The organism is Haloferula sp. BvORR071 (assembly GCF_000739615.1).
Classification (GTDB): Bacteria; Verrucomicrobiota; Verrucomicrobiia; order Verrucomicrobiales; family Akkermansiaceae; genus Haloferula.
In genome coordinates, this window is sequence record NZ_BATP01000051.1 from 1 (window position 1) to 19,024 (window position 19,024).

Below are 19,024 nucleotides of genomic sequence, written 5' to 3' on the forward strand. Positions count from 1 at the left end.
CCCGCAAGATCACGGTGGATGTCAAAGGCGAGATCCTGGAGCTGAAGAACACGGTCAACACGATGGTGGACCAGCTCAACTCCTTCGCCTCGGAAGTGACCCGCGTGGCCCGCGAAGTGGGCACGGAAGGCAGCCTCGGCGGACAAGCGGATGTGAAGGGGGTGGCGGGCACTTGGAAGGACCTCACCGATTCGGTGAACTCGATGGCCGGTAACCTCACCAACCAGGTGCGCGGCATCGCGAAGGTCGTGACCGCGGTGGCGAAAGGCGACCTCAACCAGAAACTGATGGTGGAAGCCAAGGGCGAGGTGGCCGAGCTCGCGGACACCATCAACAGCATGACCAGCACCCTTGCGACCTTCGCCGACCAGGTCTCGGGTGTTGCCCGCGAGGTGGGCATCGAAGGCCGTCTCGGCGGCCAGGCCCACGTGCCCGGTGCCTCTGGTACTTGGCTCGACCTGACCGACAACGTAAACCAGCTCGCGGCCAATCTGACCACCCAGCTCCGCGCGATCGCCGACGTGGCGACTGCCGTGACCAAGGGCGACCTGACCCGGAGCATTCAGGTCTCTGCCCGCGGTGAGGTGGCCTTCGTGAAGGACAACATCAACGAGATGATCCGCAACCTCCGCGACACCACATCGCGGAACGAGGAGCAGGACTGGCTCAAGACCAACCTCGCGAAATTCACCCGCATGCTGCAGGGCCAGAAGGACCTGCTCACCGTGGGCAAGCTAATCCTTTCCGAGCTCGCACCGGTGGTCTCCGCGCAGACCGGGATCTTCTACATCATGGACACGGAGGCGGCGGAGCCGGAGCTGCGCCTGCTGGCCAGCTACGCCTTCACCGAGCGCAAGAACCTTAGCAACCGCTACCGCATGGGCGAGGGCCTGGTCGGCCAGTCGGCGCTGGAAAAGCAGCCGATCCTGCTGACGAATGTGCCGGCGGATTACATCCAGATCAGCTCCGGCCTCGGCCAGGCCGCGCCGGTCAATATCATGGTCCTGCCGATCCTCTTCGAAGGGAAGGTCCGGGCGGTGGTCGAGCTGGCATCCTTCCAGGGCTTCAGCCCCACGCACGAAACCTTCCTGGTGCAGCTCGCCGAGTCGATCGGCATCGTGCTCAACACCATCAAGGCGAACACCCTCACCGAGGATCTCCTCAAGCAATCGCAGTCGCTCGCAAGCGAACTCCAGAACCGCCAGGACGAGCTGGAGCAGACCAACAAGGAGCTCCAGGACAAGGCCGCCCAGCTCGCCGATCAGAACGAGGAAGTGGAACGCAAGAACTCCGAAGTGGAGCAGGCCCGCATGGCCCTGGAAGGCAAGGCCCAGCAGCTCGCGCTCACTTCCAAGTACAAATCGGAGTTCCTCGCGAACATGTCGCACGAGCTCCGTACGCCGCTCAACAGCCTGCTCATCCTCGCCGACCAGCTCGGCGCGAACTACGACGGCAACCTCACGCCGAAGCAGGTCGACTTTGCCAAGACCATCCTCGGTTCCGGCCGCGACCTGCTGCGCCTGATCAATGACATCCTCGACCTCTCGAAGATCGAGTCGGGCAACTTCACCATCTCGGTCGCAGAGCTCCGCCTCGACGACCTCCTCGACAACCTCGACCGCACCTTCCGCCACGTCGCGAAGGAGAAGGGCCTGCAATTCGAGATCGAGACGGCTCCGGAGCTTCCCGACAGGATCCACACCGACGAGCAGCGCCTCGACCAGATCCTCAAGAACCTGGTCTCGAATGCGCTCAAGTTCACTGAGCGCGGCAGGGTCGCGATCAAGGTCTCGATCATCGAGCGCTCGAAGCTGCGCGGCTCGCTCCTGCCGCTGGATTCGCCGGAGTTGCTGGCCTTCACCGTCACGGATACCGGCATCGGCATCCCGGAGGAGAAGCAGATGGTCATCTTCGAGCCCTTCCTGCAGGCGGATGGCAGCACCAGCCGGCGCTACGGTGGCACCGGCCTCGGCCTCGCGATCAGCCGCGAGCTGGGGCGCTTGCTCGGTGGCGAGATCACCGTCGAGAGCGAGGAGGGCCGTGGCTCTTCCTTCACCTTCTTCCTGCCACTGCGCCCCGGCATGCCGGTCATCGATGTGCCCGCGGAGTCGCGCTCGGCACGGCTGCACGCGGCGGTTCTCCCCGCACCGGAAGGCGTCGAGGACGATCGCAACAGCGTCACGAGCGGTGACGCCGTGATCCTGATCGTCGAGGACAGCCGTGAGTTCGCCACCCAGTTGTTAGAGCGAGCCCACGTCGCCGGCTTCAAGGGCGTCGTCGTCTCGCGCGGCTATGCGGCGCTCTCGCTGGTGCGTGACCTGCAACCCGCGGCGATCACCCTGGATGTGAGCCTACCGGATCTCGATGGCTGGAAGGTACTCAGCCGCCTGAAGTCGGACCTCACCACCCGCCACATCCCGGTCTTCGTGATCTCGGCCGATGCCGAGCCGGAGAATGCCCTGAAGCAGGGTGCCATGCGCTACCTCGGCAAGCCACTCGAACAGCATGCGCTCGATCAGGTCTTCGACCGCGTGCGCCACCTGCGCGATGAACCCTCCGGCCGCCTGCTGGTGGTGGAGGACGACGAGACGCAGCGCAACAGCCTCAAGGAACTGCTCGCCGACACGCCTTCGATCGACGCCGTTGGCACGGCGGAAGAGGCTCTCGATGCCTTGGGCTCCTCGACCTACGATTGCGTGGTCGTCGATCTCATGCTGCCGGGCGCTTCCGGCTTCGACCTGATCGAGGACATGCGTAACCGCCACCCGCAGCTCCCGGTGATCGTGTATACCGGCAAGAGCCTCTCGCAGGACGAAGAGGAGCAGCTCAACCGCCTGACCCAGACCATCATCGTCAAGGATGTGCGCAGTCCCGAGCGGCTCTACGATCAGGCCGCGCTCTGGCTGCACCGCAAGGTCGCCGACCTGCCACCGCATGGCCGCGACATCATCCAGCGCCTGAATGACCCGAATGCCATCCTCGCCGGCCGCCGTGTGCTGATCGTGGATGACGACGTGCGGAACATCTTCGCCATGACCAGCCTGCTGGAGCGCCACTACATGGACGTGGTCTCCGCCGAGCAGGGCGCGCTCGCGCTCGAAATGCTGCGCAAGGGCAGCGAATTCGACGTGGTGCTGATGGACATCATGATGCCGGAGATGGACGGCTACGAGGTCATGAGCGCCATCCGCTCGATGTATGGCTTCAAGGACCTGCCGATCATCGCCCTGACGGCCAAGGCGATGAAGGGCGATCGCGAAAAGTGCATCGACGCGGGAGCCTCCGACTACATTTCCAAGCCGGTCGACACCGACCGCCTGCTCACCCTGCTGCGGACCTGGCTATATCGATAAATGATGGGCTTTCCCCACATCTCCCAACGCGTTGGCCTCTTCCAAGAGGTGGCGAGCATCCTCATCGTGGATGATCGCCCGGACAAACTGTTGGCGCTGGAGACGGCGCTGGAGGGTCTTCAACAGCATATCGAGACCGCCCGCTCGGGAGAGGAGGCCCTGCGCAAGCTGCTGCTCCAGGACTTCGCGGTGATCCTGCTGGATGTCAACATGCCGGGGCTCGATGGCTTCGAGACCGCGGCTCTGATCCGCCAGCGGCCGCGCTCGGAGTCCACGCCGATCATTTTCATCAGCGCGGTCAATGACACCGACAACCACGTGACTCGGGGCTACTCGCTCGGCGCGGTGGACTACATCCTCACCCCGGTGATCCCGGAGATCCTGCGCGCGAAGGTCGCCGCCTTCGTCGATCTCTTCCGCAAGACCGAGCAGGTCAAACGCCAGGCCGAAGAGCACGCCCAGCTTCTCCACGCCCAGGCCGCGCGCGCCCAGGCGGAGGCAGCGAAGGAGCGCATGGCCTTCCTCGCCGATGCCAGCAGCCTGCTGGTGGCATCGCTCGAGTATGAGCAGACCTTCGTCAATCTTGCCAAGCTGGTGGTGCCGCGCCTTGCCGAGTTCTGTCTGATCGACCGCATGAATGAGGCCGGAGGCATCGAGCAAGTCGCCGTGGCTCACAGCGATCCGGAGCAGGAAGACCAATTGCGCAAGATCCGCTACCCGGGGCCGGACGAAACCTCGCACGGAGCCTTCCGTGTCTATCAGACCGGCAAGCCTTTCGTTAGCAATCGCGTCGATGAAAAGGTCCTCGCCGATCTGGTGCCGGAGCGCGACCGCGAATTCATGGCCTCGCTTGGGATCACCAGCTTCGCCGCGGTGCCGCTGCATGCGCGTGGTCGCATCATCGGTTCGATCACGATGGTCCACACCGAGCCGGGCGCGATCTTCAATCAGGACACGCTCTGGCTTGCTGGCGAACTCGCGCATCGCACCGCGCTGGCACTCGACAATGTCGAACTCTACCGCAGGGCGAACGAAGCCCGCCAGGAGGCCGAGGCGGCGAGCCTGGCCAAGGACCACTTCATGGCGATGCTCAGCCACGAACTCCGTACCCCCCTGACCCCCGTGATCACCCACCTCGTGCGCCTCGCGGCCGAACCCGCCTTGCCGGAAAGCCTCCGGCATCCCCTTGATGTCATCCGCCGCAATGTCGAATTGGAAGCCCGCTTGATCGATGACTTGCTCGACCTGACCCGCGTCGGCACCGGCAAGGTCCATCTCGATCCTGAAGTCGTGGACGTCCACAAGCTGCTGTGCAATGCGGTGGAAATCTGCCGCAGTGACTTCGAAGCGAAGCATCTCGAGCTGAAACTTGATCTCTCGGCCAAGGATCACTTCGTGAATGCGGACCCCGCGCGCCTCCAGCAAGTCTTCTGGAATATTATCAAGAACGCGGTGAAGTTCACCGAGGCCGGCTCGCTGGAAGTCTCTTCCTCGGACGGCAAGGATGGCGGGATCCTCATCGCCATCCGCGATACCGGCGTGGGGATCGATCCCACCTTGCTGTCGCGGGCCTTCCAGCCCTTCGAGCAAGCGCAGCACGGGAAGGGTGGGGGACTTGGTCTCGGCCTGGCGATCTCGAAGACCCTCGTGGACCTGCACGGCGGGGAGATTTCCCTGCACAGCGATGGCCACGGCCTCGGCACCACGGTCAAGGTCGGGCTACCCACCGTCGCCGAACCGGTGGCGGTGGCATCTTCGGAAAAGCCGGCCGCCCGCGGCAGCGAGCGCCAGCTCCGCATCTTGCTGTTGGAAGATCACGTCGATACCAACGAATCGCTTACCCTGCTGCTGGAGATGCAGGGCCATCAGGTCACCCAGTCCTTCAACGTGGCGACAGCCTTGGAATTCGCCACCACGCGCGACTTCGATCTTCTCCTCAGCGACCTCGGCCTGCCCGATGGCAGCCCCGGCGAGGTGATGAAAGCCGTCGCCCTCCGCAATGGCACCATGGGTGTCGCCCTCAGCGGCTTCGGCATGGACAAGGATGTCGAACGCACCCGCGGCTACGGCTTCCGCCATCACCTCGTGAAGCCAGTGGATGTGGGACGCTTGGAAGAGATCCTCCACGAGGTCAGCGTCGTTCCGAAGAAGGAGCTGGCTGAGGTGAAGTGAGGGAGGCTGGTGTGGTCTCTTCTCCAGCGGGGGAGCACGGCAAGAGTGCATGAAGAGCTACTGCCGGTGTCGGGCGACCGACTTGCCAGGATGAAGCCAGCATCGGGCCTTGGCACGCGAATGGGTTTCGCGAAGGATCGCGTACATGAGCAGCCAGGCAAGGAGGCGGACGCTTATGTCCATGAAGAACGTTCTGCTACTACTTCCGGGCATTTTGGCAGTTGGCTGCGCGGGGCCGTGCTATACCCCTTCTCGGGCCGTCATGGTCCTCACCGCCCCGGTCGTCCTTCCCATGATCGCCCTCGATCCCCGCAGCTACCATGGAAAGGACGGGTATTCCATGCGCAATGCCATCCCTTACCTCGGAGACCAGAAGTTGAAAGCGATCGACCGCTTCGAGCGGGACTACATGGTTACGAAATTTTCGCTGCCTCCCGACTTCAACTTTAGCCGCGAGCGCGTCGGCATGTACGACAAGGTGACCTTCTCTCAGGCGAACGGACGGAGGCGTGTGCTCTATTTCGATACCTTTCCCAACGAAGTTGCAGCCAGCGGCGTGAAGCCGGCCAAAGAGGGCACCTGAAGCGTTACCGAGGAAGCTGCCCTTGCGCATTCCTCCTCAATCCCACTTCAACTCCACCTCGGGCTTCGGACTCGGCTTTGCCGTCGGGACGCCCAATTGCTTGGAGATCGAGTCGTAGTAGTGGTTCGTTCCCCGCTCCCTGGCCTGCTCGCGCATGTCCTGCACCTGATTGTGCTTCTCGATCGCCACCGCCAGCGCCATCTGATGCGCATGCTCCGGCGTTGCCCCTTCCGCGATCGCGTTGCGGTAGTTCAAATCATAGGAATGATTGAAGGGGTTCTTGATGTCGTGCTTCGTCAAGATACTCGCGCAGGAGGAAAACAAGCACGACACGACAAGAGCGGAGGCAAACGCTTTCATGAGAGGATTCAAGGAAGGCAGCTAGGGACTTATCATCATAACCCACAGCTCACGCATGAGTCGCGCGGCTCTCGGGAAAAAGTCGTTCAAGGTCCCTTGTAATACTGCGCCGAGGCCCACAACGCCTTGCGGTGCGCCGTCTCCTCATTGTCCCCCTCGGCAAGCGAGTTCCGATAAGTCATCTCGTAGACCCGTTCATGGGACTTCCCGTTGATCTCATTCCGCATCAGCGAAACGAAGGTCGTGCACGAACAAAGCGAAGCGGCGAGCGAACACAGGAGGAGGCTTCTCATGGGGAGCTGGGATCTCCCGGTAAACCGCACATCATCCCAAAGGTCGCGCTACAACACGATCTCACCCCGAATCACAAGAGCGGGGCTGCGCCTCCTCTCCTCCAAACCCTCTGATGGGTGACCGGAGGATCAGTGACTCACTCCCAGCGGTCCCCGGCAAACATGCACAAAGGCCGGCGGGAAATTCAGTGGCACCAAGGTGGTCCGCACGCTGCGGAAACGCTTCTTCAAATCCCCGACCAGCCGCAGCGAATACATGAAGGTCACAAAGACCCCATCCGGAGCCAAGGCCCCTGCCGCTTCATCCAGAATCCCGTTCCGCAAGCTCGGCGGGAAATTCGAAAACGGCAGCCCGGAGATGATCCCATCCAGCGGCGGGATTCCTCGTTGCGCCAGGATCTCGCGCAGATGCAGCGCATCCGGGTGAAAGCTCAGCTCGGGGAACTGCGCGTGCAGCCGCTGCCGCATCGCGTCGTCCTTCTCGAAGATCAGCACCTCCGCGTCCGGCCGGTACATCTCATCGATCCGGCGGGTGAAAACCCCGGTGCCCGCACCCAGCTCGGCCACATGGCGCGCCCGCGGCCAGTCCACCGGCTTGACCATTTCCCGCGTCAGATACTCGGAGCTGGGCAGCACGCTGCCGGTCTTGAGCGGTGCGCGCAGGAACTTGCGGAAAAACATCACATGCTCCTCAAAGGCCTCCCCGGAGTCTACGCGGATCCTGGATGCCCGGCCCGGGTGTTTCAGGACGGGGTGGGCATGGGTCTCGCGGCTCGGATGCTGGCGCTGCATGCGAATGGGAAAAATATGCGGAGGCGGACGGAAATCGGAAAGTGCGGACTGTGGCGGCGAGGGCCGGATCGGTCAACCCCATCCCCCCAATCGTGGGGGTTTGGCCATTCATCTTGACCCTCAGGCTCCGAATGGCGACGAAATCGTTTCCTATGAGCAAGTTCCGGTTTTTCGGCCCCTCCGCCCGTGCCGCCGCCGCCCTCGCCGGGCTGGCGCTCGCCGCCCCCGCTTTTTCCCAAACCGCCGCGCCTGCGGCCCCCGCATCCGCGATCAAGCCGGGCGCAATCTGGCCGGACACCGAGGGCAAGCCGGTGAACGCCCACGGCGGCGGCGTCCTGTTCCACGAGGGTACCTACTACTGGTATGGCGAGATCAAGCAGGGGAAGACCTACCTGCCCGACTGCAACAAGTCCTGGGGCGGCACCCGGGTGGATGTCACCGGGGTCTCCTGCTATTCCTCCAAGGATCTCCTCACCTGGAAAAACGAGGGCAACGCCCTCCCGGCGGTGAGCGATCCGGACAGCGACCTGCACACCCAGAAGGTGCTGGAGCGCCCGAAGGTGATCTACAATGCGAAGACCAAGAAGTTCGTGATGTGGTTCCACGCCGATAGCATGAACTACGCCGCCGCCCGCTGCGGGGTGGCCGTGTCCGATAACCCCGCCGGGCCCTTCAAGTACCTCCGCAGCTTCCGCCCGGATGCGGGAGCCTGGCCACTCAATGCCACCGAGGAGGAGAAGGCCAATCCGAAGCTCCCCTTCGTGCGCGACCATGAGGTCGGGCAGATGGCCCGCGATATGACCGTCTTCGCCGATGACGATGGCAAGGCCTACCTCTTCACCGCCTCCGAGGAGAATGCAACCATGCACGTCTCGGAGCTGACGGATGACTACCTCGGCACCACCGGCAAGTGGACCCTGATCTTCCCCGGCCGCGAGATGGAAGCGCCCGCCGTCTTCAAGCACGAGGGCAAGTACTACATCATCGCCTCCGGCTGCACCGCCTGGGCGCCGAATGCCGCGCGCTCCGCTGTCGCCGACAATATCTTCGGCCCTTGGAAGGAACTCGGCAACCCCGCCCGCGGCGCCAAGGCCGACATCACCTTCCAATCGCAGGGCACCTACGTCCAGCCGGTCGCGGGCAAGCCCGGCAAGTTCATCTTCATGGCCGACCGCTGGCTCAAGGATGATCTCCCCGATTCCCGTTACATCTGGCTCCCCATCACCTTCGAGGAAGGCAAGCCAGTCCTTCACTGGGCGGATGAGTGGAAGGTGGATTGAAGCCGCGCTACGTCCAAAAACGAATGCCGGGGATCGCATACGATCCCCGGCGACCCGTTTATTTTGGTTTCTCGTAACCCAGGAAAGGTTCTCTCAGTCGATCAATTCAAGCTCACGCGGTAGAAGATCCGCACGCCGGCAGGCGGTGCGGGATCGGTATAGGTGGTGGTCCCTGCGGTGCCCGGATAGGCCGCCTGCAAGGTCGTCCAGCCTCCCGCACCTAGCGTGGTGCTGCGCTCGATCTTGAATGTTGTCCCAGTCGTGCTCGGCCAGGTGATCGAGCCATTGGTATTCCGCACCGCCGTGAAGCGTGACTTCCCGTCATTCGGGATCAGCCCGAGGCGGAATTCCGTGAGGTTGTCCGTCCCATCGTTCTCGAAGTCACCAGTCGCTGTCTGGCCGAGCCCGCCGAAGTAGGTGGTCTCCCAAGCGTCCGCCATGCCGTCGCTATCGCTATCCCCGCCGCTGAGCGGGTTGTTCAGGTTCTCGGCCTTGGCATCCACGTAGATGTTGTCGATCAGGATCTGTCCGTCGGCGGCCTCGAACTTCAGGAAGGCCAGTGACAGCAGCGCATTGGCCGCCGCTCCATTGCGGAAGCCATAGGGGCCGCCCACCGTGGTCAGCTCGATCTTGCCGGTCTGGCCGAGCGGGCTCTCTATGTAGACCTTCACCGTGTCGGTCGCGTTGTTCGCCACCATCCAGATATTGACCCACTGCTGCGGCGGCAGGTCGTAGTTGGTATCCGGTGTGGCGGCGCCATTGCGCACGCGGATGTTCCCGGTCAGCGGCGCGAGCTGTGCCTCGAAGTCCCCCGGGCCTGTGGGCACGCTCATGTCGCTGAGACCAAGGCTGCGATCGATCGCCACCGTATCGCAATACATCTGGAAGAAGAGTGTGCCGGTATTGCCATTCAGGATCTGCAGCGCGGAGGCGCCCAGCGACTTGCTCAGGTTCCCCGAGAGCCACAGGCCCTCGTTGTCGGCATCGGTGGTATTGGCGAAGACCGTGGCCTTCGCTGGATCGCTCGCGACCCAACCGTTCACGCCATTGAAGCTCTGGCCGGCCACCATGCCCGGACCATCGAAGTCCTCCACCAGAGTGAAGCCATTCGGTTGTGCCGGAGTGCTGCCCGCGGACAGCGGATCGCTGCTATGGCTGACCTCGTAGCCATCCTCGAAGCTGTCGCCATCGGTATCGGGCGATGTCGGAGTGGTGCCGTAGCCGCTGGTCTCACCCTCATCGATGACCTCTTCCCCGTCGGAGAGACCGTCGTGATCGGTGTCAAAGACCAGCACATTGGAGAACACCGGGCCGTTGACCTCGGGACCATCGAAGCGTCCGTCATTGTCGCTGTCCTTGTCGATCGGGCTAGTCCCGGCGGTGAACTCGCCGAGGTTGTCCAAGCCATCGCCACTGCCCTCATCCAGATCCGACTCGCCGGTCTGGCTGCTGATGCCGTAGAAGGCCTTCCAGGAATCCGGCACGCTGTCATTCGTGGCACTGAAGAAGCTGGTCTTCAGGTTCGGATCGGTGCTGTGGGTGAACTCCACCAGGTTGGTATCGCGGTCGCCGTCCGGATCGGCACCGGGCGTGGCCTGGAAGCCGCCGAAGTTGGTGAACTCCCACGCATCGCCCAGCCCATCGCCATCGGCATCGCCGGGGACTGAGGCGATGTTGTTCGGCAGGCTGCCCGCAGCGAGTTCCGCGGCATTGCTGGAGCCGTCGCCATCGGCATCACCGGCACCATTCTGGGCGCTGGTGTTTCCGAAGAAGGCGACTTCCCACGCATCCGGCAGGCCGTCGGAGTCGCTGTCGAGCGTCAGGTTCGCTGCATCCGGTCCGGCGGCCTGGGCTACCGCGGCTTCGGTGGTGGACAGTGCACCGTCCCAAATACGGACCTCATCGTAGCTCGCATTGGCAGTGTTGTCCGTGGCCGAGATCGAACGGCCCAGCCAGTCGTGCAGGTCGTTGAAGGTGACCAGATGGTGTGGCACATCGAAGCTGCCCTGAATCAATCCCAGCGGGGAAGTGGATCCCGCGGGCGCGGCATACCAGTTCACCCGGGCTCCGTTGGCGACTTCACCATTCGTGTTCACACTCGGGATGATCGTCATCACGATGTGGTACTGTGTCCCCAGTGCAAAGGGTGCCAGCGTGTTCGCCTTGTTGACCAGACTCGTGTCTTTCCACTCCACCGAGTCCGCATTCGCATTCACCCCGGCGGTCCACGACATCATCAGATACTCATTGGTCGTGTTATTGTTGAAGTCGAAGATCCGGCCCCAGTTCTGCACCGAGTTCTGGGTCGCCCACAGCTCGATCGTCACCGGCGTCATTTTGCCTTGGATCAGGTTTGCACCCAGGTCGATGTAGTCGCTCTGCGTGCTCAAGCCACCGCTCAGGGTGACCGCCGTGCCGGACAGCGAGGAGCCGCCGCCTGTGGCGGGATTGGCATCGGCATCGATGATCTGGGCGTTCGAATTCCCCACCGAATCGTTGAGGTTGCCATTGAAGCTCCAGCGGTGCTTCAGCACGGCCTTCACCGGCGTCCAGTTGCTGTCGCTCGGGCTCGATCCCGCGGCCATCTCGGCGGCGTTCGAGAAGCCGTCCGAGTCGGAGTCGATATTGCCCGTTGCCAGGTTGTTGAAGTAGGCCAGCTCCCAGCCGTCGTTCAGGGTGTCATTGTCGCTGTCCGGATAGGAGCTGGAACCCAGCGGATTCGTGCCGCCGGTCTCTTCCATCTCGTTCGTGCAGAAGTCGTGGTCCGGATCGCCGTTGCCAGTCAGCACTGTCAGGTTCGGCGCGTAGTCCAGCTCCCAAGCATCTGCCAGGCCATCCGAGTCGGTATCCCCTGGATTGGAGGACGCGCTGTTCGGGAAGGAGCCGGCCGCCTGCTCGGCGAGGTTGTTGTAGCCATCGCCATCCGGATCACCGGTGCCGGTCTGGAGGGCGATCTCCGCGGGCTGCGGGTTGTCGTCGTTGTTGCCGAAGAACTGGTCTTCCCAGAAGTCGCTCAAGCCGTCGCTGTCGCTATCGCCATCCACCACCGTCATCACCACGTTGTCGATCCGCTGGTCGTTGGCAAAGGCCTTCACCCCCACGCCGATCTTCTTGCCGATCAGCGGACTGCCCGCGGGCACCTTGTAGATGATCTTGTTCGGCTTGCCCGGCGCGCTGGAAACCGTGGCCGTCGGCGCGAAGGCAACAATCGTGCCCGCTCCATCGTCATAGACCACCCACATGGTGTGGTTGCCGGTGCCCACGGAATTGCTCAGGTGGTCCCAGGTCAAGCGGATGATGTCACCCTCCTTGGCCTGGTAGGGCGTCAGGTTGTAGGCCGCGTTGTTGTTGTCGATCTCCGCGCGGCGGGTGCCGTTGCTCGGGGTCCCTGTGGCGGTGCCTCCCGCGGTCGCGGTGGACTGCCCCGTCCAGATGGTCCAGTTGTTCACGTCGCCATTCCCGTCCGTGTCCCAGTGCACCGCTGCCGCGGTTGAGCCTGTCACGCCGCCCAGCAACTCGAAGCTGCCATTGCGCTTGTTGGCACCGATCAAGGGATAGAGCTTTGGCTGGCTGCTGACATCGGTTGCGTTGCTGCCGTAGATGCTCTCATCGTAGTCGGAAAGCAGGTCGCCATCCGTGTCCACCACGTTGGGATCGGTCTTGGGCGTGCTGGTCAATTCCTGCCCATCGCTCAGGCCGTCGCCATCCGAGTCGGGATTGGTCGGGCTGGTGCGGGCATTGCCATAGGCGGTGTTTGCCGAGCCGCTATCTTCGGGTCCGTCATTGATGCCATCGCCATCGGTATCCGCCACCGTCGGGTTGGTGCCTAGCGTCTGCTCTTGCAGGTTGGTCAGCCCGTCGTTGTCGCCGTTCGTCGCGCCATCGCTGGCAGTCTGGGCCAAATTGCCGAAGTAGAAAGTCTCCCAATCATCCTTCAGTCCGTCGCCATCCGTATCAGGATTCGCCACGGCGGTCGGATCGCTGAGGTTCGCCGCGGTATTGTCGACGTAAATGTCGTCGAAATAGAGCGAGCTGGTTGCGGTCTGCGTCTTGAACTGCGCCGTGATCAGCGCCGTGGTCGTGCCATTGCGGAAATTCCAGATCCCGTCCGTCGGGAAGTATTCCGTCTGCGGCCCGTCGTCCACCTGGACGTAGTACTTGTAGTTGTCATTCGGCGTCACCGCGTTGGAGGTGGCGCTGCCGGTATTGTTGTTCACCACGATCCAGATCTTGTACCAGGTCGTGTCGAGCATGTTGTTCACCACGTTCGGCGTGACCACGCCGACATCGCGGCCGCGGAGAGCGAGCCCATTGACATTCGGCTGCACCTCGAAGGAGGCGAAGTTGTTCACGTTGGTCGTGGTCGCCGCCAGGTCGGAGAGCCCGAAGGAGATGTCGTTCGTGGTGCTCACCCGCTTCACGCGGATGAAGAAGGTCCCGGTCGAATTTTCCGCGATGCTTGCGGGCAGCGGGATCCCCGCCGCACCGCTGCCGGAATGGCGCATGATCTTGTTGATCGGATTGGCGGGGTCCACCAACACCACCGCGGAGGTGGTGTCGGTTGCCACCCAGCCGCCTTGGCCGCCGACATTGCCGAGGCTGCGGGAGTTGAAGTTATCGACCGCCGTGAAGGCGGCATGGGCTTGCCAGGCGCCACCAATCAGGATGACGGCTGTGGGTATCAGGGTAGGAGTCCTGGATTTCATGGGTTATGGACGGTTCGTGGGAGTCGCTTGCGCGAGCCGGGGGAGGGGACAAGAAGCGGACACAAGGTGCGGCCCGGGGGCGTGGCTTGCTTCTTGCCGGAATCCTGCCGGCGGGGGCTTTGGAATCCCGATGCCTGCCATCCCTTGGGGCGGATGTCGCATGGCATCAGTGCAATTCTATGCACATTAGCTGCGGGAGTTTTGATTTTGTCAAACTGGAATCTTCGCCGTCACCGCATTGGGTTGAACATTAAAGCACCAAAATACGGGCTTTGAGCGGCTGGAATCCGCGGCAAACCCACGGAAACACCTGTCGGACAGCTTGGTTGCGCATATCTTCATGATTCTGGGAAAATTCATGCACATTTTTTCCAGAGTGCTCATCCGCACAGCAGCGAAGCTTCCTTCGGCAACAAAAAAATCCGGGGACCGCTTTCGCGATCCCCGGCCTAACCCTTGGTTTTGAACCCAAACCAAAATCCAGCTCACTTCACGGCGTCACCCGCACTTGCAGGAAGCCCTTCGTCGGCGTGCCATTCGAGACACCCAGGCTGAAGGAGCGATACTCGTAGGTGATCCCGCCCTGCACCGGGGCTGCCGGCAGACCGGTCGTCACCGGTGCAACCGGAGTCACCGTGGCTGCGAAGCTGCTCAGATCAGTGCCGCCCCGAACCTGAATCGCAAAGCCATCGAAGGTAGCGGTCGAAGGCGCCGCGGTCGTGAAGGCCGGAGTTCCCGCTGGCACCGCGATGGTCACCACCAGCTCCTTCAGCGCATCCACATCCGCCTCGGTATCCGCGAGGAAGGTGTAAACCTTCGGATTGTTGCTGCCGCTGAGCGGGTTGCCGCCGAGGATGTATTCTGTGCCGTTGTCGAAGCCGTCATTGTCCGGATTCTGGGCAGCACCGTCATTCACACCCGTAGTCAGGCCGCTTGCGCTCGCCCAAGTGCTGAAGCCGCCGGGAACCGCACCCTTGCTCACCGACAAGATACCGCTGCCGGTAATCCGAGCGGTCTTGTTAGTCGCGGATGAGGACAAGCTGCCCCAGGTGCCGGCCGCTTGCTGCACCCCATCGATGAACAGGCTGTCCACCGTGTCGCTCGTGCCGTGGGTCAGGTTCAGCACACCGGCAGTCGCGATGTTCACCGCGGCCGCATCGGCCAGCACCGCTTGCGAAATGCTCAGCGTGCCCTCGCTCACCGTCGTCGTGCCCGTGTAGGTGTTCGCTGCCGTCAGTGTCCAGGTACCGCTGCCTTCCTTCGTCACGGTCACGCTGCTGGCACCGTTGGAAATAATCCCATTCGCCGCGCCATTGCCCGCTCCGCCGAGGTGCAGATTCCGCACCGTGGCGATCGAGGTGGCGATCGGTCCCGACAAGGTCAGTTGCCCGGCGTCCGATTGGATGTTGGCCTGGGCGCCACCGCCGGCAATGTCGATTGCACCGCTCAGGGTATTGCTGCCACTGACGTTCAGGATCGCCGCGCTGGCATTGTTGCGTTGGTTCAGCGAGATCGCATTCGTCAGCGTGATCCCATTCACCAGTTCCAGACGGCTGGTCGGGCCGCCCGGTGCCGCACCACCCGAGCCATCGAACAGAAGCGTGCCGCTTCCCAGCGCACCCGAGACGCTCGCCCGGATCCCGCCCGCGCCATTGGCCGTGCCGAGCTGGGTATTGCCGCTGTAGGTGTTTGCATTGCTCAGCTCCAGGATGCCCGCGCCACTCTTCGTCAGTGAGGTCACCCCCGCGCCATTCTGGATCACACCGGAGAAGCTGCTGTTGGTCGCGCCACCGCTGGTGAAGGTCGCCGCGCCCGCTGCTGAATTGGTCACCGTGCCCGCGCCGCTCAGAGCTCCCACGCTCAGGTTGATCGAGGTGCCCGCGCCATTGCTCAGGTCGAGCGTCCCGCTGAGGGCCACATTGCCACCCGTGCCGCCGACGCTGTTCGCGTTGTTCACCTGCACCGTCGCGCCGCTCGCGATGGTCGTGCCGCCGGTGAAGGTATTCGCCCGCAGCAGCTTCACTGTGCCGCTGCTCACATTCAGCGCCAGCAGCATGTCGGTGCCGCCGTTTTGCAGCACACCATCGAAGTCGTAGGTGCCGGTGGTCGTCAGGGTCGAAGTGCCCACCACCGAGTTCGTCACCGGATCGCCGCTTGAAGTGATCGAGGGCAAGGTCTGGTTGAAGCCCGCGAGGTCGAGGGTCCCCACGTTCGAGATGTCCACCGTCGATGTCGTTGGGATCGCGTTGTTCGCGCCCAGCCGGATCGTGCCGCCGCCGTTGTTGAAGATCTGCGGATAGCTGCTGCCGGTATTGCTGAAGACCACCACGCCGTTGCGCACGGAAACCGGCACCGTCGAGGTGATCACGCCGGTGATGTTCAGCACGCCGCCCGTGGAATTCGCCGCAAAGTGGCCGCCGGCGTTTGCCGCCCCGGTGATGTTGATCGGTCCGCTGTAGGTCGCGCTCGTCGATGCCGTCGGGACATACACCACCCCCTGGCCGGTGACCCCACCGCCGGTGATCGTCAGCGGATTGCTGAGGTTCACGCCGTTGTTCAGGAAGAGCTGGCCGGTGCTGATGCTGATCGCGCCGCTGCCAAGCGCTCCATTGCTGTTAGCCTGCAGCGTGCCACCGCTCAAGGTGGTGCCGCCGCTGTAGGTGTTCGTTCCGCCCAAGGCCACCGCGCCAGCGTTCTTGGTGATCGCCAGGGTCTTGCCCGCGCCGCCGTCGGTGATCGTCCCCGTGTAGGTCGAGCCACCGCCGATCGTCAGCGTCGATGCACCCGCTGCGCTGTTCGTGATGCTTCCCCCGGCACCGGCGAGGACATCCAGCGTGGTGTCAAAGCCATTCAAGTCGAAGGAACCGCCGTCGATCGTGACTTGGCCGCCCAGCGAGAAGAAAGCCCCGAGCTTCACCGTGCCGCCCGTGATCTGGGTCCCGCCGCTCGGAGCGGTCCCGGAATTTGCCAGGATCAGGGTGCCATTGCCGCTCTTCGTCAGGATGCCGGACCCGCCGATGTTCGCACCGCTGATCGTGTAAGTCTTCGCGGCATTGTTCACCAGGATCGAGGCCGGGCTCACCGCGGCTACGATGTTCACATTCGTGGAGCCCGTCGCGGTATCGTCGAAGACCACCGAATCATTGTCCGGGAAAATCTCGCGGTAAGTGGTCGGACCACCGGCCACCGCCCAGTTCGGCGTGCCCACGGAGCCGTCACCGATGTTGTCGATGTCCCAATCCGCGCCACCCTGGCCGTTCGAGACCGTGCCGCGCCAGGTGGGATTGTCGGCAGACACCAGCAGATCCAGCGAGGTGCCTGCGGTGTTGTTCACCAGCGAGGCGGTCTTGCGTGCGCCCAGATTCGGGTTGGACAAGATGAACTTGCTGAACTGCGTCCCGTTCAGCGCCGCGCCGGTGTAGTCGATCAGCTTGATCGTGCCCGAAGTCAGGCCCACCACATTGTTGGTGTTGATCAGCACGCTCGAGCCCGGCACTGCCAGCGCCCCGGCCGCATTGATCACCGGAGCCGTGGGATTCGCAAGACCGCCGAAATCCACCGCGAGGGTGGTCACATCCGCACTGCCGAAGGAAAGCGCGCCGCTGCTCAGCCGCGTCTGCGACGGGTTGATGACCTTCACCCCCAGCGCCGCGGAATCCGCGACCGTGATATTGCCGGTTGTTGCCTGGTTGCCCGGCGTGCTACCGCCGAATTCAAGCATGCCCTCGGCGATGCTGGTGGCACCCGCCATCGTCGCGGAGCCGGTCAGCGAGAGAGTGCCGGGACCGGTCTTCACCACGCCCAGGTTGCTCTCATTGGTGCCCGCCCCACCGAGGGTGAGCGCGAAAGTCCCCGAGTTCGCCAGGCCGAGGGTCGATCCCGTCGAGGCGCCGCCGACTACTGCATTCGCAGTACCCGTGCCGGAGGTGCTGACCGTGGCAAAGGACTGGTTCACCGGACCGGCACTGCCGCCCAGCACCAGCTTGCCGCTGGTGGTCCCGTTGCCCAGGGTGAGCGTCGGGCTTGCCAGCGAGCCACCAGCGATCTGCAGCACCCCGTTCTGCACCGCGGTCGTGCCGGTGTAAGTATTCACTCCGGTCAGGATCTGCGTGCCGGGGCCCTGCTTGATGATCCCAGCCGTGCCCAGCGCCAGCGAGCCGCCATAGCTCACCGGGCTCGCATTGTTGCCCGCGATCGTCAGCGTGGCCGTCGTGCCGGTCACATTGCCGCCATTGGCTCCGCCACCGGCCAGCGAGCCGATCGTCTGTGCGAAGGTCTGCAGATCCAAGCCGGCCCCCGCCGTGTCGGACAAGCTTACCGCCGAGTTGTTGCCGATCGTGGTGTTGGTCGATGCCGCGATGCGCAGGATCCCTTGGTTGATCCGGGTCGGGCCGGTGTAGCCGTCCGAGGCATTGTTGTTCAGCAGCACCACATTCGGGCCGGTCTTGATGATCCCGTAGGTGCCGGCGCGGAAGGGCGACTGGATATTGATGTCACCGGTCGCGGCGTTGAAGACGATCTCGCCATTGACCGCGTCGTTGGCGCGGAAGCGGCCGCTGCCCGTCCGCGTGATGATCAGCGTGCCCGCACCCGAGTTCATCAGGCCGTTGATGATGAAATCATTGTTGCCTGATCCCGCGAAGGTCGCGGCACCTGCACCGGTGTAGCGGATGGTGTTCACGGTCAGTACGCCGGTCCGCGTTCCTCCCAGCGAGACATCGAAGTTGCCCGTGCCGCTGGCGGTGGGAACGGCCGATACCGCACCGCTATCCGCCGGATCAAGCGCAGCGAGGAAGCCGCCGGCATCCGTGGCCCATGCGCTGCCTCCATAAGTGAGCCATGGGCCGACAATGCCGTTGGTATTGAGAAGCGGGGTGTTGACCGTGCCGGTTCCGGACACGTTCACCGTGGCTCCCGCACTGCGGATCACCGCGCCGCCGAGTGTCAGGATCCTTCCGGCAGGAATATTCCACGTGCGATGCTTGTTGTCACCCAGCGTCAGGCCCGCGTTGATCGTGAGATCCTGCGTCGCGGTGCTGAGATCGATGCCACCGGTGCCAAGCGTCAGCGTATTCGCACCAGCCACCGTCACCGCACCGCCCGGGTTCGCGATCTGGATGCCGGTCCAGCTCAGGTCCGCTCCCAGGTTCACCGAATTCGCACCAGTCACCGTAGAGCTCCACGAAGCGACATCCGCGCTGCCGGGAACCACGCCACCGGTCCAGCTCCCCGCCAGATTGAGGTCCGTGGCATTGTTGGCCTTCTGGATCACTGCCGCCGAAGCGGATGAATAAGCCAAGGCTGCCATCAACAGCGCGGCGCGGCCGGTAAAGACTGGCTGGAGCAGGGGATAGGAATTCGAAGCGGGTTTCATGGGTATAGAGGTCGTGAGAGTCGAGATGCTTGTTGCTGGGCGTGCTCCTTGCCGCCGCCGGTTTGAGGCACCCGCAGAGCGGCTTGGATCGAGTCGGATCAGAAAGAGAAG

General features: G+C 63.4%; 9 protein-coding genes. 4 read left to right on the top strand and 5 right to left on the bottom strand.

Annotated elements, in window-relative coordinates; genetic code table 11:
* The 3 genes from BV071_RS25160 to BV071_RS25170 form a co-directional block, all read left to right on the top strand.
* A partial coding sequence (locus BV071_RS25160; protein WP_035613142.1) for a response regulator occupies nucleotides 1-3,353 on the top strand: 3,353 nt, incomplete at its 5' end.
* Nucleotides 3,354-5,525 (top strand): response regulator, encoded by a 2,172-nt coding sequence (locus tag BV071_RS33655; protein WP_052573884.1) that lies wholly within the window; start codon nucleotides 3,354-3,356, stop codon nucleotides 5,523-5,525.
* A gap of 181 nt (nucleotides 5,526-5,706) precedes the next feature.
* Nucleotides 5,707-6,108, top strand: coding sequence for a hypothetical protein (locus BV071_RS25170; protein ID WP_265594858.1), 402 nt, complete (start codon nucleotides 5,707-5,709; stop codon nucleotides 6,106-6,108).
* A 36-nt stretch (nucleotides 6,109-6,144) separates the two neighbouring features.
* On the opposite strand, the gene BV071_RS25175 is transcribed toward BV071_RS25170, so the two are convergent.
* The 3 genes from BV071_RS25175 to BV071_RS25180 form a co-directional block, all read right to left on the bottom strand.
* Entirely contained in the window at nucleotides 6,145-6,468 is a 324-nt protein-coding gene (locus BV071_RS25175) for a hypothetical protein (RefSeq protein WP_265594859.1), read from the bottom strand.
* An 86-nt stretch (nucleotides 6,469-6,554) separates the two neighbouring features.
* The gene (locus tag BV071_RS35730) at nucleotides 6,555-6,761 is read right to left on the bottom strand and encodes a hypothetical protein (protein WP_265594860.1); all 207 of its coding nucleotides are present in this window, start codon (nucleotides 6,759-6,761) and stop codon (nucleotides 6,555-6,557) included.
* A gap of 129 nt (nucleotides 6,762-6,890) precedes the next feature.
* The gene (locus BV071_RS25180; protein WP_265594861.1) at nucleotides 6,891-7,553 is read right to left on the bottom strand and encodes a hypothetical protein; all 663 of its coding nucleotides are present in this window, start codon (nucleotides 7,551-7,553) and stop codon (nucleotides 6,891-6,893) included.
* Between the two features lie 152 nt (nucleotides 7,554-7,705).
* Here BV071_RS25180 and BV071_RS25185 point away from each other — a divergent pair, with 152 nt between their 5' ends.
* Entirely contained in the window at nucleotides 7,706-8,833 is a 1,128-nt protein-coding gene (locus BV071_RS25185; protein WP_052573885.1) for a glycoside hydrolase family 43 protein, read from the top strand.
* Nucleotides 8,834-8,934: 101 nt separating this feature from the next.
* Here BV071_RS25185 and BV071_RS25190 read toward each other — a convergent pair whose 3' ends face one another.
* The gene (locus BV071_RS25190; protein WP_035613148.1) at nucleotides 8,935-13,539 is read right to left on the bottom strand and encodes a hypothetical protein; all 4,605 of its coding nucleotides are present in this window, start codon (nucleotides 13,537-13,539) and stop codon (nucleotides 8,935-8,937) included.
* A gap of 490 nt (nucleotides 13,540-14,029) precedes the next feature.
* Entirely contained in the window at nucleotides 14,030-18,913 is a 4,884-nt protein-coding gene (locus BV071_RS25195) for an autotransporter-associated beta strand repeat-containing protein (RefSeq protein ID WP_035613150.1), read from the bottom strand.
* Between the last annotated feature and the right edge of the window lie 111 nt (nucleotides 18,914-19,024).